This is a genomic window from Gordonia liuliyuniae (assembly GCF_021739025.1).
Lineage (GTDB): Bacteria > Actinomycetota > Actinomycetes > Mycobacteriales > Mycobacteriaceae > Gordonia > Gordonia liuliyuniae.
Map to the genome: position 1 here is coordinate 1 of NZ_JAKKOT010000006.1, position 20,863 is coordinate 20,863.

Sequence of the window (20,863 nt, forward strand, 5' to 3'; positions counted from 1 at the left end):
AGGGCCAGCAATTTCAACACAAGCCAGAAAGCAAAACCTGACCAATCCAAAAAAACTGACAAAAACAAAAAACTAACAAACAAAAATGTCCGTCAAAAATTCATCCCTGCCACAAAAAATACAAAAATGTGGCACAAGAAAAATCCATCACACACTATCGAGTTCTCAAAGAACACACACCCACCAGCACCAACCCAACACAATCAGGCCGAACTCCAGCGAACACATATTGTTGCACTGACCTGCAAGAGGCCAACTCCCCCAACCTACCAGGCCGAGGACCGCTTGGCAATACCGAATTTCTGGTCCGTAGATCGGATACGAAAGAAGGTTTGTGCCGAAGCGGCTTCCTACTGTACCTCACCGGCGTCGAGTCTTTCAACTCGCTGTCCGGCGGGGGACGGTCGGTGTCGTTGCGGCGGTGCCGCTCGGACTCGAAGAAAGTTACCCGACCGGCACCGCCGAAGACAAATCACCTGGTCGTCAGCCTATTCGGGCGCCCGCGAAGGTCTTCTTGCCGCGACGCAGAACCAGCCACCGCCCGTGCAGGAGGTCGCCGGTGGCCGGCGCCCAGTCTGCATCGGTGATCTTGACGTTGTTCACGTACGCCCCACCTTCGTCGACGGCGCGTCGCGCGGCTTTGTTCCCCGTGGCCAGACCCGCCGCGACGAGGAGTTCCACGACAGTCGGCGCCGCGCCTGCGTCGAACTCGGCGATTCCGGTCTCCGCCAGCGCGGCCGACAGGGTGCCTTCGTCGATGCCGTCAAGCTCGCCCCGACCGAAGAGCGCCTGGCTGGCCTGCTCGGCGGCCGCGGTCAGGTCCGCGCCGTGGATAAGGGTCGTCAGTTCCGCGGCGAGACGCTTCTGCGCGAGACGCAGATGAGGTTTCTCCGCGGTGAGCTGTTCGAGTTCGACGATCTCCGCACGCGAGAGGAACGTGAACCACTTCAGGTAGTTGACGACATCCGCGTCGGCCGTGTTCACGAAGTACTGGTACCACGCGTAGGAACTGGTCAGCTCGGGGTCGAGCCATACGCTGCCCCCACCGGTCGACTTGCCGAACTTCTTGCCGTCGGCCGATGTGACGAGCGGGACCGTCAGTGCGTGCGCCGACCCGCCGTCGACCTTCCGGATGAGATCGGCACCGCCGACGATGTTGCCCCACTGGTCCGATCCGCCGATCTGCAGTACCGCTCCGTGCCTGCGGTACAGCTGGAGGTAGTCGTTCGACTGGAGCAGTAGGTAGCTGAACTCGGTGTAACTGATGCCGTCGGACTCGAGGCGGCGTTTGACCGTCTCTCTCGCGAGCATGACGTTGACCGAGAAGTGCTTTCCGACGTCACGCAAGAACTCGATGGTGCTCATCGGGCCCGTCCAGTCCATGTTGTTGACCAGGACGGCTCCGGTCGGTGAGTCATCGATGTCGACGAATCGTTCGAGTTGGCCGACGATACGACCCGCCCAGCCGGCCACTGTGTCGGCGGAGTTCATCATCCGCTCGCCGACATCGCGCGGATCCCCGATCAGACCGGTCGCTCCGCCGGACAGGACGATCGGGCGATGGCCTGCCAATTGGAACCGTCGCAGGGTGAGCAGTGGCACCAGGTGGCCTGCGTGCAGGCTCGACGCCGTCGGGTCGAAGCCGGCGTACAAGCTGATCGAGCCGTCGTCGAGCGCGGAACGGAGAGCGTCGATGTCGGTCGTCTGCGCGATGAGTCCCCGCCACGCCAGGTCATCGAGGATGTGGTCACTCACGCGTGCTCACTCCCCCGCCGCTGCGGTGAAGGCGCGGTGTTCGTCATCGGAGACGCTCCGCGCATCGTCGATGAGCATGTCGGGGATCCCCAATTCGTCGATCGCGTACGCGATCCGCAACCGTGGGTTGTAGAGCTCGTCACCGGCGTCGATCAGTTCACCGAGGTCTTGCGGGCAGACGAGCCGGTCGCGGACGACCGGGTCGAGACGTTGGGCGCGTGTGCTCATGGGTCTCGAGATTACTCGGGGCGCCGCGTCACTCGGGAGCCTGGGCGGCGGCGTGTGGCGTGCGAGACGACCAGTCGACCGACTTCGCCGCCTTGGCCGTGTACCGGCGGTAGCGCCCTTCGCCGTCGCGGTACCAGACGCGCGCGCCCGGCTTCGGTATGCCCGCGGCGACGAACCCACTGGTGATCACGCGGAACGACTCCGAGCGCGGCATCTCGTCGACGACCCAGATCAGGTCGGGGCGTTCATCCGACGACAGTTCCCCGAGTCCGACGCGCAGTGCCGTCGGGGTCACCGACGACGAGCCCGCGCGGAGACTGATCACGGCGACAGCCACCTGGGTCCCCGGCTCCCCCACCCCGTAGACGGCGACCTGGTCGACGGCCGCGACCTGCGACAGCGCCTGCTGGATCGGGACAGGGTAGGCGATCCCGTGCGCCGTGCGGATCACGTTCTGCGACGAACCCACGAACCACAGGTCGCCGTCCGCGTCGGCGCGGAAGAGGCTCCCTGCGACCTCCCACCGATCATGCGGACGGAACACGTCGCGCAGGACGAGCCCATTGGATCCGAATCGCTGCGCCGCGTGTGCGACGAGCATCCCGACCTCGCCGACGTCCGCCTCACGGATGAAGCCGGTGTCGCCGTCCACCAGCAATTGCTCGGTCTCCGGGTCGTAGGCTGCGATCCGGACCGAGTTCGTCTCGGGCAGAGCCCGTCCCATCGAACCGACCTTCGTACCGTCGACGTTCGCCAGAATCGTCGAGCCGTCCGCCGTCGCAAAGAATTCGAGGATCCGGGCCTTCGGCAACACGTCGTCGATCTCGGTCCACAGGCCCGTCGACAGACCCGATCCCATGAACAACCGGACGGTGCTGAGCTGCGCGGGATCGAACGTCTCGCCGCGGAGGATGTCGGCGAGCATCGACCAGGTGTAGGAGACGACGGTGACGCCGTAGTGGCGGACCTCGAAGGCGAACGTCTCCGGGTCGATGCCGTTGGAGAGCGCGATTCGTGATCGGCCGACCACCGTCGCACCCAACGTGGTCAGCAGACCGGATGCGTGGTGCAGCGGCGGCAGGCAGTACACGGTGTCTCGGTTCGACAGGCCCGCGGCCGCAGCGGCGCCGAACGCCGACATCGCGAAACGGTGATTGGTGATCGCCCACTTGGCGATGCGGCCCTGTGTCTTCGTGAAGAGAATGAACGCGAGATCGCCTGCGAGGCCGGGATCGCGCCGATACCAGACCGGCATCCGCACGCTCTCCGGGTCGATCTGCTCCATGTCGACGACGCGCTCGCCGTCCGCGCGTTCGATGACGCGAGCGTCTGGGCTACCGCCACCGAGCACCAGCACCCGATCACTGGCCGCCGAGGCGACGTCGAGGTGTGTCGGGTCGGTGATGATCGAATGCGTGTCCGAGAGTTTCAACATCTCGGGCAGGTCGTCACCGGATGCGAGGATGACGGCGACCGCGCCCAACCGGGACAGCGCCGCGACAACGACCAGCGCAGACGGCCGGGTGTGCATGAGGACGCCGATGTGTTCGCCTGGGCGGATTCCACACGAGATCAGTCCGGCCACCACGTAGTCGATACGAGTGTTGACCTGCTCATGTGTGAGGACACGGTTCTCGAACAAGAACAGTTCGTTGTGCGGGGTGCGACGTTCGTTCTCGCTCATCAGCTTGCCGAGAGAGATCCGCGTCGACGGCTGGATCTGGCCGAGCCGCAGCAGGCGCGGCACGGTTCGCACCGATTCGCTCGCGACGGCGGTAGCCGTGCGCTGGATGGACGAGACCGCGTCGATCAGTTCCTTCGACACTGCGGTGCCCGCACCAGCCACCTGGCCGACCCCGTAGGTCAGGCGGTTCGCCCAACTGATGCCCGACCCGGTCGCCGCCGACGCGTCCATCGGCGCGGTGGTCTGCGGTTTCGGGCCGCGCCCGTCTCGCCACAGGATCCACTCGGCCGTCGTGGGCCACGACAGCCGCCCGGCCGTCGAGCCGACGACGAGACCGAAATGGCCTGCCGGGACCGGAGTCTCGTAGACGTCGGCATCCGGCGCAGCACGTTGGATCCCCCGAACGGCGACCGGCTGGCCGATGTCGTCGGTTTCGCCGACGAACGCGAGCACCGGGCACGTGATGTCGGTCATCGACACGACTTCACCGTCGATGACGAATCCGCCGGACACCATCCGGTTGTGCACGACGAATTGTCGGAGGAGTTCGGCGACGGCGGGGCCGGACCACGCAACCCAACCCTCCTGTTCGATGAATCGACGCTGGTCTTCACGGGGCAGCAATGCGTCGCGATCGTGGAGCCGACGAAGGAAGTCGATCCGACTCCTCGCCGTCTTCACCGGGTCGGCGAGCTGGAAGCCGGTACGCGCCAACCAACTCGGGACCCAGACGTTGGAGAAGAACCGGTCACCCAGGAACTCGACGCCCGGGACGACGAGATTCGCCGGTATGCCCAACGGCATCGCCGCGGTGATGTCGACCGGGCTGCCGTAGGTGATGATGCTCGCCAGGCCCTCGGCCCGTCGATACGCCGCCGTCTGGTAGGCGAACATGCCGCCCTGGGAGTAGCCGGCGAGGTGGACGTCGTGTCCGACGACGCGCCGCACGAGGTCGACGACACGGCTGATGGCCACGACGTGGTCGGTGAGAGTCCGCTCCATGCCGCCCACTTCGTGGTCGGGCGACCCGAAGTCGACCACCCACGGGATGATGCCGTACCGGTGCAGGACCGAGACGGCGCCATTCTGCTCGGTCACGTCGTAGACATTGGCCGACACCATCATCGGAGGGATCAGAATGATGTGGGGCGCGTTGTCGCCGGGATCGTCTGGAAAGTACCGACGCAACCGGAACATCTTCTCGGTCTCGACGATCGTGAAGGGCGCGGGTTCGGTGCCAGTCTCGAGACCGCCCATCCGAATCACTTCCAGCCCGTTCTGCGTCGTCGCGACGATGCGACTCACAGCGGTGCTTATGTTCGGCAGTCCGACCACAGCAGTCCCTTTCTCCCCGCCGCGGCAGTCGTCACCGTGGAACCGGTTCCGCGACGCGGATCACCTTACCTGTATCGCCCGGTTTCACCGTAGGAGACGGCTCGTTCAGATCAGCGCGGCGCGCAACTCGGCGATCGTCGCGGTCGCGACGGAGATCTGCCGTTCGACCTGGGTCGACGCGGTGCCGCCGTGCGCGTTTCGTGATTCGATCGACCCGGTCACGGTGAGGACTTCGGCCACCTCGGGCGTCAGCGCCGGATGGATTCCGGCGAGCACGTCGTCGTCGAGGTCGTTCAGTCCGACACCGCGCGACTCGGCCTCCCGCACACACGCACCCGCCACCTCATGCGCGACGCGGAACGGAATTCCTTGCCGGACAAGCCATTCAGCAATATCGGTCGCGAGCGTGAACCCGGCGGGCGCCAGCTCGGCCATACGGTCCGGATGGAAGGTGAGCGTGGCGACGAGACCCGTCACCGCGGGCAGGAGGAGTTCGAGCTGTGCGACGGAGTCGAACACCGGCTCTTTATCTTCCTGCAGGTCACGGTTGTACGCCAGCGGCTGCGCCTTGAGCGTCGCGAGCAGACCCGTCAGGTTGCCGATCAGTCGTCCGGACTTTCCGCGAGCGAGTTCGGCCACATCCGGATTCTTCTTCTGCGGCATGATCGAACTGCCCGTCGACCACGCGTCGGCGAGAGTGACATAGCCGAACTCCGGTGTGCTCCACAGGATCACGTCTTCACCGAGCCTCGACAGGTCGACGGCCGCCATCGCGAAGACGAACGCGGCCTCGGCCGCGAAGTCACGTGAGGCTGTCGCGTCGATGGAGTTGTCGGCGGCCCCGGCGAACCCGAGGTCCTCGGCGATCGCGACCGGGTCGAGCCCGAGCGAGGAGCCGGCCAGCGCACCCGCACCGTACGGCGAGACGGCGACCCGTCGGTCGGCGTCCACCAGTCGCGAGACGTCCCGCAGCAGCGGCTGCGCGTGGGCGAGCAGCGTGTGTCCGAGGAGCACCGGCTGCGCCGCCTGCAAGTGCGTCTTACCCGGCATGGCGACCCCGGGGTTGGCTGCGGCCTGCGTGACGAGCGCTTCGGCGACGTCGAGCAGACCCGAGCCCACCCGTCGCATCCCGTCTCGCAACCACATCCGGAACAGGGTCGCGACCTGGTCGTTGCGGGACCGACCCGCGCGCAGTCGTCCGCCCAGCTCGGCGCCCACCCGCTCGATCAGTCCTCGCTCGAGAGCCCCGTGGACGTCTTCATCCGATTCGGCCGCGACGAATGTGCCGTCCGCGACGTCCGAGGCGAGCCGATCCAGGCCGGCGTGCATGGCGACCAGGTCGTCGTCCGTCAGGAGACCCGCCCGATTCAACACACGTGCGTGCGCCTTCGATGCGGCGACGTCGTACGGTGCCAGCGCCCAGTCGAAGTGCGTCGACTTGCTCAGCGCCGCCATCGCCGCAGCGGGACCGTCCGCGAACCGGCCTCCCCACAGAGCGCCCTCATTGGTGCCGTCTTTGCGGGCGGTTGCGTCGTTGCTGTCTGCCATGAGCTCAGGTTCTCCTTGCGGACGGATGGTCGTCGGGTTTCATTGTGCCGGTCCAGCCGGCGGACGTAGGCGTGTGTCGGGCAGGGCACGGCTGCCCATCGATCCGCGGCGGAGGCTGCTCGGTGGGGAGCCGCTCACACCAGCTCTTCGATCTGTTGGGAGAGGTCGGCGCCCGAGAGCGGGCGGCGGGCGAGGACGAAGACCGTGTCGTCCCCCGCGATGGTGCCGACCACGCCGGGCAGACGGGCACGGTCGAGTGCGCTCGCCAGGTAGGCCGCGGCCCCGGGCGGGGTTCGCAGGACGGCGATGTCACCCGACGAGTCCGTCGACACGAGCAGGTCCGCGAGTAGGCGGGACACGCGTCCCGTTCCACCGGACACGCCCCGGACGGGGGTGCCGTCCTCGGGCACCACGTAGACGCCCGCGCCCCCGTCTGCGGCGCGCAGCTTCACCGCGCCGAGTTCGTCGAGGTCGCGCGACAGAGTGGCCTGGGTGGCCTCCACACCGATGTCGGCCAACCGCTGCTGCAGGTCGGACTGGCTGCGCACATGATCGGCCGCGAGGATCTCGACGATCCTCGCGTGCCTACCCGCGCGGGTCGCGGCGAGGCGGGACGACTCCGCGTCGGTCACTGGTTCTCCAGCAGCCACGTCAGGAGCGCCTTCTGCGCGTGCAACCGGTTCTCGGCCTCGTCGAAGACGACACTCGCCGGTCCGTCGATCACCTCGTCGGTGATCTCCTCACCGCGGTGTGCCGGCAGGCAGTGCAGGACGATCGCGCCGTCCGCCGCATGCCCGAGCAGGTCGGAGTTGATCTGGTACGGACGGAACGGGCCGACCCTGTCGAGACCGTCGTCCTCCTGGCCCATCGACACCCAGGTGTCAGTCACGAGCACGTCAGCGCCGCCCGCGGCTTCGGTCGGGTCGTCGATCACGCGCACGCTGCCGCCGGTGGCCTCGGCCTGCTGCTGCGCCTGCGCGACGATGTCGGCGTCGGGGCGGAAGCCCTCCGGCCCGCTCACGCGCACGTGCATCCCGGCGACGGCGCAACCCAGCATCAACGAGTTCGCCATGTTGTTCGCGGCGTCGCCGAGGTAGGTGATCGTCAGCCCGGCCGCGCGGCCCTTGTGCTCGATGATCGTCTGCAGGTCCGCGAGTACCTGGCATGGATGGAACGAGTCGCTGAGCGCGTTGACGACCGGCGCCGTCGAGTACGCCGCGAGATCGTCGAGGCGGTCCTGTCCGAACGTGCGCCACACGATGGCGTCGACGAACCGAGACAGTACTCGCCCGGTGTCGGCGAGCGACTCGTCGCGCCCCATCTGCGTCGTCGTGCCATCGACGACGACGGCGTGGCCGCCGAGTTGGGCGATGCCGACCTCGAACGAGAACCGCGTACGCGTCGAGTTCTTGTCGAAGATGACGCCGACGGCCTTCGGCCCGGCGAGCGGCTTGGCCGCCAACGGGTCGGCTTTCATCTGTGCGGCGAGCGCGAGGACAGCGGTCTGTTCGGCAGGCGAGAGATCGTCGTCGCGGAGGAAGTGGCGGGTCATGTCAGCCTTTCGCATGCGCCGCGTGCGCGGCGTCGAGGATCGCAGGCAGGTCGGCGACGAATGCCGCGGCCTGATCGTCAGACAGGATCAGCGGCGGTGCGAGCCGGAGGACGTCGGGAGCGGGCGCGTTGATCAGGTAGCCCGCGTCCCGTGCGGCCGCGTCGACGTCCTTCGCGGCCGGCGCGGTGAGGACGACGCCCAGCAGCAGACCGTCGCCACGTACCCCGGCGATCAGGGGGTGGCCGAGGCCTTCGATGTCGGCGATCAACGACTTGCCGAGCGCGTCGACACGCGCACACAGATCATTCGTGTCGATGTGGTCGAGCACCGCGAGGGCCGCGGCGGCGCACGCCGGGTTGCCGCCGAACGTGGTTCCGTGGTGGCCGGGGCCCAGCAGGTCGGCGGCCGGACCGGTCGCCACGACCGCGCCGATCGGCATGCCGCCACCGAGCCCCTTGGCGAGTGTCATCACGTCGGGCACGACGCCCGCCCGCTGATGCGCGAACATCGTGCCGGTCCGCGCCACACCGGTCTGCACCTCGTCGAGCACGAGGAGAGCTCCGTGCCGTGAGGTGATCTCCCGGGCCGCCGCGAGGTAGCCGGGCGGGGGCACGACCACTCCGTTCTCACCTTGGATCGGCTCGAGGACGACGGCGGCCGTCTGCTCGGAGACTGCGGCTTCGAGCGCTGCGACGTCGCCGTACGGCACGAAGTCGACGCCCGGGGGCATCGGCTCGAACGGTTCCCGTTTACCGGGCTGTCCGGTCATCGCGAGCGCCCCCATCGTCCGGCCGTGGAAGCCGCCCTCGGCCGCGATGATCTGCGGTCGGCCGGTGCGGCGAGCGATCTTGAACGCCGCCTCGTTGGCTTCGGTGCCCGAGTTACACAAGAACACTCTGCCGTCGTGGCCGAACGCGGCGAGGAGCCGCTCCGCGAGTTCGACGACGGGCGGCGACACGTACAGGTTGGACACGTGGCCGAGCGTCGACAGCTGGCGGGTGACGGCGTCGACGATCTCCGGGTTCGCGTGCCCGAGCGCATTGACCGCGATCCCGCCGAGGAGATCGAGGTACGCCTTGCCGTCGGCGTCGTAGACGACGGCTCCGTCACCGCGCACCAGTGCGATCGGCGGCGTTCCGTAATTGTTCATCAGCGACGCGGACCACCGCTGCTGCAAGGGTGCGGTCATTCCCGGGTTCCTTTCTCGTCTGCGATCACCGTGGTGCCCGCCGTCGATGCGGTCAACAGGGCGGCGATGACTCCGTGCGGCTCGCGGCCGTCGATGACGTGGGCTGCGCCGATGCCTGCTTCGACGGCGCGCAGACACGCTTCCATCTTCGGGACCATGCCGGCGTCGAGACTCGGCAGCAGCTGTGCCACCTCACTCGCGGTGATGCTCGAGACGAGCGACGAGCGGTCGGGCCAGTCGGTGTAGAGGCCTTCGACGTCGGTCAGCATCACCAGGTGCTCGGCGGCCAGTGCGCCTGCGATGGCTCCGGCCGCGGTGTCGGCGTTGATGTTGTGGACGACGCCGTCGGCGTCCGGCGCGATCGTCGAGATCACCGGGATCCGGCCCGCCCGGATCAGATCGTCGACCGCTGAGGTGTTGACGGCGGTGATGTCACCGACGAGCCCGATATCGGTCGGTGCGGCGTCGACCAGCACAGTGCGCCGGGTCGCGGTGAACAGGTGTGCGTCCTCCCCGGTGATACCGACAGCGTACGGGCCGTGCCGGTTGATGAGGCCGACCAGTTCGCGCCCGACCTGACCGAACAGCACCATCCGCGCGACATCCATCACCTCGGGGGTGGTGACGCGGAATCCGCCGCGGAACTCGCCTTCCAGGCCTAGTCGCTTCAGCATCGTCGAGATCTGCGGTCCACCGCCGTGCACGACGATCGGGTGGCTGCCGCACGCCCGCAACAGCACCATGTCCGCGGCGAACGCCTTCTTGAGCGCGTCGTCGACCATCGCGTTGCCGCCGTACTTGATCACGACGCGTTTGCCGTGCAGCGCCTGCAGAGCAGGCAGCGATTCGGCGAGGACGGCGGCCTTCTCCAACGGGGTTCCGTCGACGACGCTCATGACGAGTACGCCGAGTTCTCTTCGACGTACGCGTGCGAGAGGTCCGTCGTCCGGACGGTCGCTTCACCGTCGCCGAGGTGCAGGTCGGCGACCACGTGGATGCGATCGCCGCTCAGGTCGACCTCACGGGCTCCCGGCACACCGGTGCCCGCTTCGCAGACGGTGAACCCGTTGAACGACACCGCGATCGAGTCCGGGTCGATGATCACCGGGGTCACCCCGATCGCGGCCAGCACCCGGCCCCAGTTGGGGTCCGAGCCGAATAGAGCGGTCTTGACGAGCGAGTCGCGGGCCACGGAGCGGGCGACGACGAGCGCGTCGTCGTCAGTCCTCGCGCCGGTCACCGTGATGTCGACGCGCTTGGTGACGCCTTCGGCGTCGTTCTGCATCTGCGCCGCGAGGTCGTCGCAGACCGCGAACACGGCGGCGTCGAGTTCGTCCTGTGCCACTTCGATGGCACTGGCTCCCGACGACAGCAGCAGCACGGTGTCGTTGGTCGACATGGAGCCGTCGATGTCGAGACGGTCGAAGGTGCGCGCCGTCGCGTTGCGCAGCGCCGTGTCGAGTTGGGCGGACGTCACCTTCGCGTCGGTGGTCAGCACGATGAGCATCGTCGCGAGCGACGGCGCCATCATGCCCGCACCCTTCGCCATACCGCCGACGTTCCAGCCTCCCGGATGGTGCAGGGCCACCTGCTTCGGGATCGTGTCGGTTGTCATGATCGCGTAGGCCGCGTCGGTGCCGCCTTCGATCCCACCGCCCATCTCGTGGACGATCTCGGTGACTCCGGCGAGGACCTTGTCCATCGGCAACCGGTCGCCGATCAGGCCCGTCGAACAGACGGCGACCTCGCCCGCCCCGGTCTCGGTGCCCCAGTTGGACAGCGCTTGCGCGACCGCCTCGGCGGTCGCGTGCGCGTCCTGGAAGCCGCCCGGGCCGGTGCACGCGTTGGCGCCGCCCGAGTTGAGGATGACCGAACGGAGCCGCCCCGCGGTAAGGACCTGCTGCGACCAGAGGACGGGGGCGGCCTTGACCTGATTGGTGGTGAACACGCCTGCGGCGTCGTACTCGGGTCCCTCGTTGAACACGAGCGCGAGGTCTGTCCTACCGCTGACCTTGATGCCCGCGGCCAGTCCTGCGGCCCGGAAACCGAGGGGCGCGGTGACGCCTTGGCGGCGGACCATCCGGCCACCCGACGTCGGGTCGGTGAACTCAACGGGCTCCAACGGAGTCTGCGGCTGTCCTGCGGTCACGGTGCTACTCCCACCACGGTCAGGCCTTCGGTCTCGGTGAAGCCGACGGCGAGATTCATCGATTGCACGGCTGCGCCGCCGGTTCCCTTGGTCAGGTTGTCGACGACGCCGACCGCGGTGAACGTCCCGGTCCGCTCGTCCACTGCGATGCCGATGAGGACGGCGTTCGACCCGATGATCGAACCCGTCTCCGGGAACTGTCCGGCCGGCAGGACGTGCACGAACGGTTCGTCGGCGTACGCCTTCTCGTACGCGTCGCGTAACTGCTGCTCGGTCGCGGTGGTCCGCGCAGTGCAGGTGGCGAGAATGCCGCGCGTCGTCGGGACGAGGACCGGTGTGAAGGAGACGTCGACGGGGGTGTTGGCCGCGTCCGACAGGGCCTGCGTGATCTCCGGGGTGTGCCGGTGAGCGCCGCCGACCCCGTAGGCCCGCACCGAGCCGATGACTTCGGCGGCGAGGAGATTCACCTTGGGCGAGCGGCCCGCGCCGGACGCACCCGACATCGCGACCACGTTGACCCGGGAGTCGACCAGACCGGACGCGAGCGCGGGAAGCAGCGACAGGATTGAGACCGTCGGGTAGCAACCCGGCACCGCGACCCGGGTCGTCGAAGACAAGGCCTCGCGATTGCCCGGCAGTTCGGGCATGCCGTACGGCCACGTCCCCGCGTGGTCGCCACCGTAGTAGTGCGTCCACTCGGCCGAGTCGCCGAGCCGGAAGTCGGCTCCGCAGTCGATGATGATCGTCGACGGCGGCAACGCGTCGGCGATGACCGCGGACTGACCGTGCGGCAGACCGAGGAACACGACGTCGTGTCCGGCCAGGACCTCCGCCGTGGTCTCCTGCAGAACACGGGCGCTCAACGGGATCAGATTCTTGTGATGATCGCCGAGTCGGGTGCCTGCGTTCCCGCCCGCCGTCAATGCACCGATCTCCAGCTCTCCCGTGGCCAGGCGGGGGTGACCGCACAGGAGCCGAAGGATCTCTCCGCCCGCGTATCCGCTCGCGCCCGCGACCGCAACCTTGATAGTCATGTCAATCATTATGCATGACAGCGCAAAGTAATTCAGTGAGGGGCGCCGCTTACTCGATCAGCGGGACCGGACGGCTGGACCGGCGAGGGAACGAGTCAGGCGGCGGGACGCAGGGTGATCAGGGTGATCTCCGGCGGCGCGAGCACACGGACCGGCGGGCCCCACGCACCGGTTCCACGTGTGACGTAGACGGGGATCCCGTCGACCTCGCCCCAGCCCGCGGTGACCGGCTGTTCGAATCCGACCAGGTACGTCAGCGGCCACATCTGGCCGTCGTGCGTGTGGCCGGAGAGTTGTAGGTCGGCCCCGTACTCGGCCGCGTCCTCGGCTTGGATCGGCTGATGCGCGAGCAGGATGACCGGATGCGACGGGTCGCGTCCGCCGAGCGCCGCCGCGTAGTCGGGTTCGTACGGGGCGGGTGCGGTCGCGTCGTAGACACCCGCGAGGTCGACGACCCCGTCGCCGCGACGGAGTTCGACACGTTCGTTGCGGAAAGTCCGGACGCCGAGCGTCTCCCACTGGTCGAGCCATGCACCACCGTCGTCGACGTAGTACTCATGGTTGCCGCTGACCCCGAACACGCCGAGCGGCGCGTGCAGGTCCCGCAGCGGCTCCAGGGCCGAGCCGACCTTCGCCACGGTCCCGTCGGTCAGATCTCCCCCGAGAACGATCAGATCCGGGCGCTCGGCCATCACGTCGTCGACCACCTTGCGGACGAATCCCTCGCCGCGCGCGGGGCCGACGTGGACGTCCGTGACGAACGCGATCCGGACGCCGTCGAACGACGCAGGCAGTCCGGCGATGTGGGCGTCCTCGTCGACGATCCGCGGCGATGCGGCCTCGGTGAGCCCGTAACCGGTGATTGCGAGGGCCGCCACGACGACGACGGCGCTCGCGCAGGCGATCACCCGGCGGGGCAGGCCGGCTGCGCGCCGCCGCAGAACCAGTCGCGCCAGCCGGACCACCGCCGACGCGAGCGCCACGAGCACCGTGCCCAGGAGTAGGTAGAAGACGACGGCCGCCCAGGTGAAACCGACGAAGCCGATCGGCCGCGACCACGACGGGTCGAACAGGTCGCCGACGGCGAACGAGATCGTGGTCGCAACGGCGAACACGATCAGGACGGTGTCGGCGGCCGTCGCCCAGCGTCCGCGCAGCCCCGTCGCGCGCACCAACCGACGGTGAAGCCAGAACGTGACGAGCAGCGCGGCGGCCGCCGCGACGAGCAGACGGATCACCGGAGTCGGGCACCCACCGCGGCTGCCGCCCGTTCGACCGCGGCCAGTTTCGCCGCACTCGCGTCATCCTCGGTCAGTGTGCGATCGTCCGCGCGGAACGTGAGCGCGAACGTCAACGACTTGTTGCCCTCACCGACCTGCTCACCGGTGAACACGTCGAAGAGCGAGATCGATTCGAGGAGCTCGCCCGCACCGTCGCGCAACGCGTCCTGCACCTGCTGTGCGGGGACGTCCGCGGCGACGACGACGTTCACGTCCTGCAGGACAGCCGGGAACGGCGACACCGTCGGCGACGGCAGATTCTCGACGAGGGGCAGCGCATCGACGTCGATCTCCACGGCGCACAGACGTGCGGGCAGCCCGGCGCGTTCGAGCACGGCGGGATGCAACTCGCCCGCGTGCCCGACGGTGACCCCGTCGACTTCCAGGCGCGCGCAGCGGCCCGGATGCCACGGCAGGGTGTCGGCCGCGACGAGCGTCAACTCGACCCCCGACGTCGCGGCGATCACGCGGGCCGCCTCGAATGCGTCGTAGGCGTCGGCGGCGCGGCCTGCACCCCACGGTCCAGCCGGGTCGCGCAACCCGGTGAGCACAGCGGCGGCGTACAGCGGCTGACGTGGCAACGACGCGTCCAGGGCTGCCAGTTCGTCGTCCGACGGCCGTCGCGTGACGTCGAGAGCGCCGACGACCGGCCCTTGGGCGCCACCGAGCACCACCTGTCCGACCGCGTACAACGCCAGGTCGCGACGTCCACGTGCGATGTTGCGACTGGCCATCTCGAGCAGTCCGGGGAGCAGCGTGGTGTTGAGTTCGGGGCGATCGGCCTCGAGCGGATTGAGAACCGAGAGTGTGGACCGGCGCGGATCGTCGTCGGCCAGCCCCCACGTGTCGAAGACGCCCGCAGGCATGAACGGGTACGGCAACACCTCGATGAAGCCGTCCGCGGCAAGCGCGTGCCCGATTGCGCGGCGACGCCGCTGGCCTGCGGTCAGACCGCGGCCGCCGGGCGCGCTGGGCACGACGGCGGGGATGTCCTCGAGTCCTTCCAGACGGAGGACCTCTTCGACGAGGTCGGCGCCTTGGCGGAGGTCGGGACGCCACGACGGCGGGCTCACCGTCAGCAGATCGTCCGTCTCGTCGACCGTGCAGCCCACCTCGCACAGTCGCGCGGCAGTCGTTCCCGTCGGATACTCGACGCCCGCCGTCGCATCCGCGAGTCCCGGAGAGATCGCGATCGGCGCAACGGGCTCGGTGTCGGTGTGCACGTCCGACAGTTCGCCCGCGACACGTCCGCCTGCCAGTTCGACGATGAGGGACGTGCCTCGGTCGGATGCGACCGCTGTCAGCTCCGGATCGACGCGGCGCTCGAATCGCTTCTGCGCCTCCGAGCTGAGCTTGTGCCGCTTGCCCGTGCGGAACACGCGAACCTGGTCGAAGTTCGCCGATTCGAGCAGCACGTTCACGGTCTCGTCGCCGACTTCGGTCGCCGCGCCGCCCATGACCCCGGCGAGCGCGATGGGACCGGACTCGTCGGCGATCACGACGTCCTCCGGGTCGAGTGTGCGGGTGACCCCGTCGAGCGTCTCCAGGGTCTCCCCCGCCCGCGCCGACCGCACCGTGATCGTGCCCTGCACCTTGTCGGCGTCGAACGCGTGCAGCGGCTGCCCGAGCTCGATCATCACGTAGTTGGTGGCATCGACGATCGCTGAGATCGGGCGGATGCCTGCCACCATGAGGCGTTTGGCCATCCACCACGGCGACTGCGCGGTGGGGTCGACACCGGCGATCACCCGGGCGGTGTAGCGGGTGGCGGCGCTGTCGGCGTCGATCGAGACCGGCCACGGCTCGCGAGCGTCGTCGGCAGGCAGTGGGGCGCCGGGCAGCCCGGCGTCGACATAGGGCACGGCGAACGCGCTCGCGAGTTCGCGGCCGAGACCGCGCATCGAGAACGCGTAGCCACGGTCCGGCGTCACGTTGATGTCGATCGCGGTGTCGTCGAGTCCGAGTACGTCGCGGGCGTCGGCGCCCGGCTCGGCGGTGCCCGGGGCCAGCACCAGGATGCCCGAGTGGTCGTTGCCGACGCCGAGTTCGGTGACCGAGCAGATCATGCCGTCGGACGTCTTGCCGTACGTCTGGCGGGTGGCGATCTCGAACGGTCCCGGCAGCACCGTGCCGGGCAACGCGACGACGACGAGGTCGCCGATGGTGAAGTTCCGGGCTCCGCACACGATGTCGCGGGGGCCGTCTTCACCGACCTCCACCTGGCAGAAGCGGATGGGCTTCTTGAACTCGGTGAGCTCCTCGATTCCGGCGACGCGACCGACGACGAGCGGGCCGGTGATCTCGGGGAACGGTTCGACGTCTTCGATCTCGAAACCGACGCGGACGAACCCCGCGTCGATCTCATCGGTGGACGCGGCCCAGTCGGGCGTGCCCTTGCGCAGTACTTCGGTCAACCAGGACTGTGGGAGTCGCACGGGGTAACCAACTTCTTTCGTGTGGAACTCGGGTCGCGAGTCATTCCGCTCGCGGACGTCGATGTGGCTGGAGGCGGTCGAGACGGCGGCGTCTAGAACGCCGGACCGAACGGAGCGGTGAAGCGGACGTCGCCCTCCACCATGTCGCGCATGTCCGGCAGGTCGTTGCGGAACTGCAGAGTCCGTTCCAGGCCCATGCCGAACGCGAACCCGGTGTAGACGTCGGGGTCGATCCCGTTGGCGCGAAGCACGTTCGGGTTGACCATGCCGCACCCGCCCCACTCGACCCAGCCTGCGCCGCCCTTCTTGCCCGGGAACCAGACGTCCACTTCGGCGGACGGCTCGGTGAACGGAAAGTACGACGCCCGCATCCGGGTTGTGGTCTCCGGACCGAACAGCGCCTTGGCGAAGGCTTCAAGAGTGCCGCGCAGGTTCGCCATCGTCAGGCCCTTGTCGACAGCGAGCCCTTCGATCTGGTGGAAGACCGGCGTGTGGGTCGCATCGAGCTCGTCGGTGCGGAAGGTACGGCCAGGACACGCGACGTAGATCGGGACGTCGCGGCTGAGCATCGACCGCACCTGCACCGGCGATGTGTGGGTGCGCAGGACGAGCCGGGAGTCGGCGTCCGACCCGTCTTCGGCCGCGACGTAGAACGTGTCCTGCATCGATCGCGCCGGGTGGTCGGGAAGGAAGTTCAGCGCGTCGAAGTTGTGGTGCTCGGTCTCTACTTCGGGGCCCTCGGCGATCTCCCAGCCCATCGCGACGAAGACGTCGGCGACCTGCTCGGCGATGACCGTGATCGGGTGGCGCGCGCCCGGTGGCCGCCGGCCGGCAGGCAACGTCACGTCGATGGATTCGGCGACGAGGACCGCGGCATCGCGTTCGGCGGTCAGGACTGCGGTCCGCTCGTCGAGCGCCGCCGCGACGCGACCGCGCACCTGGTTGACGAGCTTGCCTGCGGATGACCGCTGGTCCTTCGGGATAGACCCGAGGGCACGTCTCGCGAGGGCGATCGGCGAACGGTCGCCGACGTGCGCGATCTTCGCCTGCGCGAGATCGTCGAGGTCGGACGCGGCGTCGAACGCGGTGACCGCGGCGACGACGGCGGCTTCGAGCTGCTCGTCGGTCGGGAACTCGTTGCCCGAGTCGGGGACTTCTTTGGGGTTCTGCGCGTCGGCCACCTGGCTCGCATCTCCTGCACCTGCGACGGAAAAGGACACTCACAGCGTAATCGACCTGGCCCAAGGCTCAGAGGCCAGCCCGGATGGGGACTCGCCGCCGACACGCGTCATTCGCGGAACCTAACGCGATACCGACATTTTGGTGTGCGGCAGGATACATTTCTGTTGGTCGCACCGCCACCGCCGACGACGCCGCCCCGCAGTCGCCGACAACGAACTTCGCCCATGGAGGAACCCGTGTCAGCACAACCCGGAACAGTCATCGCTGGATACCGCGTGGTCTCCCTGCTCGGGTCGGGCGGCATGGGCGACGTGTACGTCGTCGAGAATCCGCAACTGCACCGCAAAGAGGCGATGAAGGTCATCTCGGTCGCCGGGGCTTCCAACTCGGACTTCCAGCAGCGGTTCGCCAACGAGGCCCGCACGGCCGCATCCCTCGACCATCCGAGCATCATCACGGTCCACAGCTACGGGGTCGCAGATCAGGAGGGATCGGACCAGGCGGCCGGACTCCCCTGGTTCACGATGAGCTACCTCGACGGCCCGGACATGGCGTCGACGCGCCTCACACCGGCAGAGACGGTCGAGGCCGTCACTCAGGTCGCGAGCGCCCTCGACTACGCTCACGCACGGACAGTCGTCCACCGCGACATCAAACCGGCCAACATCGTCATCACACGCGACAGCGACGGCGGTCTCGCCCGCGCGGTGATCCTCGACTTCGGCATCGCGAAGCTCGCCGACTCCCCGCACCTGACCGCGATGAATTCGGTGGTCGGCACCATGGCCTACACCGCACCGGAGATCATCTCCGGGCAGCCGGCCTCCGCGAAGTCCGATCAGTACGCACTCGCGTGCACCACCTACCAGGTCCTGACCGGACATGCGCCCTTCGAGGCCGACACCGCGACCGCGTTGATGATGGCCCACGTGCAGAAACCGCCGCCGCCGCTGGGGCAGGCTCGTCCCGACCTCGCGTCGCTCGGCCCGGTCCTCGCGCGCGCCATGTCGAAGGATCCGACCGCGCGTTTCAAGGACTGCCGCGAGTTCGCGGCCGAGCTCCGCCGCGCGTTCACACAGACCGCGGCGGGCACGGCCACCTCGATCGCACCGACGCCGCAGCGTCCCCATACGCCGACGCCCACACCGATGCCGGGGCCGGTGCCCGGACCGCCGCCGCCGAATCCCGGTTCCGGGCCGTCGAACCCGGGTTTCGCCCCGGTCCCGGGCATGACCCCGTACCCCGGCGCGAACAATCAGCCCGGGTACACCTCGAATCCGCAACAGCCCGGCTTCGGCCCGAGCGGCCCCGGCATCCCGCCGTCGGGACCGTGGAACACCGGCCCGGGCGGAATGCCGCCGCAACCGCCGAAGAAGAACCGACGCCCCCTGTTCATCGCCCTCGCCGTTGTCGCCGTAGCGATTATCGCGGTCGCGGGCACATCGCCGCTGTGGTGGCCGTCGTCCAACGACGGGGCCGATCAGACGATCGCGACCGAGACCCTCGAGGTGTCGTTCGGCGTCGCCTGCTCGATCCGCGACAGCGAACTGTACTGCTGGGGCGGCAACGACGACGGACAGCTCGGGGACGGCACCACGACCGACCGGGCGACTCCCGCCAAGGTGAACGGGCTCACCGACGTGACCGCTGTCGCCGTCGGTGGATTCCTCGACGCGGAAGATCAGATCAAGGCGACGACCTGTGCCATCGCGTCCGGCGAAGCCTACTGCTGGGGCGCTGCAGGATCGGGCCAGGTCGGGAACGGATCCGACTCGCAGGAGACGCAGACGACACCGTTGAAGGTGTCGAACCTGACGAATGTCACCGCGATCGCGACCAGCTACGCGGCGACCTGTGCCGTATCCGACGGCGACCTGTACTGCTGGGGCTACGGGACCACCGGTCAGATCGGCAACGGCGGCACCACCGAACGAGTTCTCTCCCCGACGAAGGTCTCCGGGATCTCCGACGTGAAGTCGGTGTCGATGGGCTCGGGCACGGTGTGCGCGATCGACGGGGAATCCGACCTGTACTGCTGGGGCAGCAATCAGGACGGACAACTCGGTGACGGGTCAACCTCACAGCGAAATTCACCGGTCAAGGTGAATCTACTCAAGGACGTGGACGACGTCTCCGTCGGCATGAGCCGGGACAGTGACAAACGGCTCCACATCGAGACCTGCGCGATCGCGGACGGCAAGGTGTACTGCTGGGGCAATGGACTCGGGACCGATTCGACCGACCGCTCGGCACCCGCCGAAGTCACCGGTCTCACCGACCCGAAGCAGATCTCGGCCGACGTCGACACCGCGTGCGTGGTCGAGGAGGCAGGCGACGTGTACTGCTGGGGCAACAACACCAAGGGCCAGGTCGGCAACGGCACCACCACATCGGTCGACAAGCCGACGAAAGTCTCGAGCCTGCGTGACATCGACGTCGTGAAGACCGGTGGCAGCACGACCTGCGCGAGCACCGACGCGAATGAAGTCTACTGCTGGGGTACCAACTCCAGTAAGCAAGTCAGTTCGTCGGGGGACTCGACCGGCTCGACGACCCCGGTCAAGATCAACTTCTGACCGGTTCGCGCGCCCCGACGATCTCCACGCTCCCGTCTGACCGGTCGGCAGCTGACCGGAACCGCCGCTATGCGGGCCGACCGCGGTTCTGCACGCGAGCGCTCGCGTAGAGGCAGATCGCGCTCGCGGCCGCCAGGTTGAGACTCTCGGCGCGACCGTGAATCGGGATCGACAACCGGTGATCGGCTTCGGCGAGGATCTGCGCGGGCAGACCGTGCGCCTCGTTGCCGAACAGCCAGGCGTGCGCCGCGCGCAGCGTCTCGTCGGCGTCGTCGAGCGACAGTTCGCCGTCCATCGTCGTCGCGATGAGGGCCGCGCCCGCGGCACGGATGCGGGCGAGTGCGCCGACGACGTCGGCGTCCCGCACCACCGGAATGTGGAAGACGCTGCCTGCCGAGGCGCGGACGCTCTTCGCGTTGTGCGGGTCGACGGCGTCCCCGAGCAGGATCACCGCATCGGCGCCCATCGCGTCGGCACACCTCGTCAACGTCCCGACGTTGCCGGGCTCCCTCGGTTCGACGGCCACGACCAGCAACGCGGGTCGCCGATCGAGTACGGCCTCGAGCGTGGACGTCACGAGATCACAGACCGCGAACACGCCAGGCGACGTCGTCGCCTCCGACAGTTTCGATGCCGCACGGTCGTTGAGCAGATGGACCGGCAGGCCCGCGTCGACGGCTCGCTGCACCAGTGTCTCGTGCCGGTCGACGTCGGTCTCGCGGACGAGCAGCGCGCCCGCGCGCCCCGTGGCGAGTGCCGCGTCCACCGAGTTGAATCCTTCGACGAGGAACCGGCCCTCGGCGCGCCGCACCGACGCCCGGTGAAGCTTCGTCAACGAGACGACCCGCGACGAACGTTCGGTGAGAACGTTCGTCGCGGGTCGCTTCTCGATCATGTCTCGCTCCGCTCGGCAGGC

The 20,863-nt window shown here is 68.2% G+C and carries 15 protein-coding genes; 1 reads left to right on the top strand and 14 read right to left on the bottom strand.

Annotated elements, in window-relative coordinates:
- Nucleotides 1-483: 483 nt before the first annotated feature.
- From tyrS to pheS, 13 genes are all read right to left on the bottom strand, one after another.
- A complete protein-coding gene (tyrS, locus tag L5G28_RS13240) occupies nt 484-1,755 on the bottom strand; it encodes a tyrosine--tRNA ligase (protein WP_237001952.1) in 1,272 nt (423 codons plus the stop codon).
- A 6-nt stretch (nt 1,756-1,761) separates the two neighbouring features.
- Entirely contained in the window at nt 1,762-1,983 is a 222-nt protein-coding gene (locus L5G28_RS13245; RefSeq protein ID WP_237001953.1) for a Trm112 family protein, read from the bottom strand.
- A gap of 28 nt (nt 1,984-2,011) precedes the next feature.
- Nucleotides 2,012-5,002 (bottom strand): AMP-binding protein, encoded by a 2,991-nt coding sequence (locus L5G28_RS13250; RefSeq protein WP_236998390.1) that lies wholly within the window; start codon nt 5,000-5,002, stop codon nt 2,012-2,014.
- A 105-nt stretch (nt 5,003-5,107) separates the two neighbouring features.
- A complete protein-coding gene (argH, locus tag L5G28_RS13255; protein WP_236998391.1) occupies nt 5,108-6,550 on the bottom strand; it encodes an argininosuccinate lyase in 1,443 nt (480 codons plus the stop codon).
- A gap of 134 nt (nt 6,551-6,684) precedes the next feature.
- Entirely contained in the window at nt 6,685-7,182 is a 498-nt protein-coding gene (locus L5G28_RS13260) for an arginine repressor (RefSeq protein ID WP_236998392.1), read from the bottom strand.
- Entirely contained in the window at nt 7,179-8,102 is a 924-nt protein-coding gene (gene argF, locus L5G28_RS13265) for an ornithine carbamoyltransferase (protein ID WP_237001954.1), read from the bottom strand. Before argF ends, L5G28_RS13260 begins: the two co-directional genes overlap by 4 nt.
- A gap of 1 nt (nt 8,103) precedes the next feature.
- A complete protein-coding gene (locus L5G28_RS13270; protein ID WP_237001955.1) occupies nt 8,104-9,291 on the bottom strand; it encodes an acetylornithine transaminase in 1,188 nt (395 codons plus the stop codon).
- A complete protein-coding gene (argB, locus tag L5G28_RS13275) occupies nt 9,288-10,187 on the bottom strand; it encodes an acetylglutamate kinase (RefSeq protein ID WP_237001956.1) in 900 nt (299 codons plus the stop codon). The genes L5G28_RS13270 and argB overlap by 4 nt, the downstream gene beginning before the upstream one ends.
- A complete protein-coding gene (gene argJ / locus L5G28_RS13280) occupies nt 10,184-11,371 on the bottom strand; it encodes a bifunctional glutamate N-acetyltransferase/amino-acid acetyltransferase ArgJ (protein WP_237002243.1) in 1,188 nt (395 codons plus the stop codon). Before argJ ends, argB begins: the two co-directional genes overlap by 4 nt.
- A gap of 65 nt (nt 11,372-11,436) precedes the next feature.
- Entirely contained in the window at nt 11,437-12,474 is a 1,038-nt protein-coding gene (gene argC / locus L5G28_RS13285; RefSeq protein ID WP_237001957.1) for an N-acetyl-gamma-glutamyl-phosphate reductase, read from the bottom strand.
- 95 nt (nt 12,475-12,569) lie between these two features.
- Nucleotides 12,570-13,712, bottom strand: coding sequence for a metallophosphoesterase (locus L5G28_RS13290; RefSeq protein ID WP_237001958.1), 1,143 nt, complete (start codon nt 13,710-13,712; stop codon nt 12,570-12,572).
- Nucleotides 13,709-16,189 carry a phenylalanine--tRNA ligase subunit beta gene (pheT, locus tag L5G28_RS13295; RefSeq protein WP_237001959.1) on the bottom strand — a complete coding sequence of 827 codons (2,481 nt, stop codon included), beginning with the start codon at nt 16,187-16,189 and terminating at the stop codon, nt 13,709-13,711. Before pheT ends, L5G28_RS13290 begins: the two co-directional genes overlap by 4 nt.
- 92 nt (nt 16,190-16,281) lie before the next feature.
- On the bottom strand, nt 16,282-17,370 hold the full coding sequence (pheS, locus tag L5G28_RS13300; protein WP_237001960.1) for a phenylalanine--tRNA ligase subunit alpha: 1,089 nt from the start codon (nt 17,368-17,370) through the stop codon (nt 16,282-16,284).
- A gap of 237 nt (nt 17,371-17,607) precedes the next feature.
- Here pheS and L5G28_RS13305 point away from each other — a divergent pair, with 237 nt between their 5' ends.
- Nucleotides 17,608-19,947: an RCC1 domain-containing protein gene (locus L5G28_RS13305; protein WP_237001961.1), complete on the top strand. Its 2,340-nt coding sequence runs from the start codon at nt 17,608-17,610 to the stop codon at nt 19,945-19,947.
- A 67-nt stretch (nt 19,948-20,014) separates the two neighbouring features.
- Here L5G28_RS13305 and L5G28_RS13310 read toward each other — a convergent pair whose 3' ends face one another.
- Nucleotides 20,015-20,842, bottom strand: coding sequence for a TrmH family RNA methyltransferase (locus tag L5G28_RS13310; protein WP_237001962.1), 828 nt, complete (start codon nt 20,840-20,842; stop codon nt 20,015-20,017).
- Between the last annotated feature and the right edge of the window lie 21 nt (nt 20,843-20,863).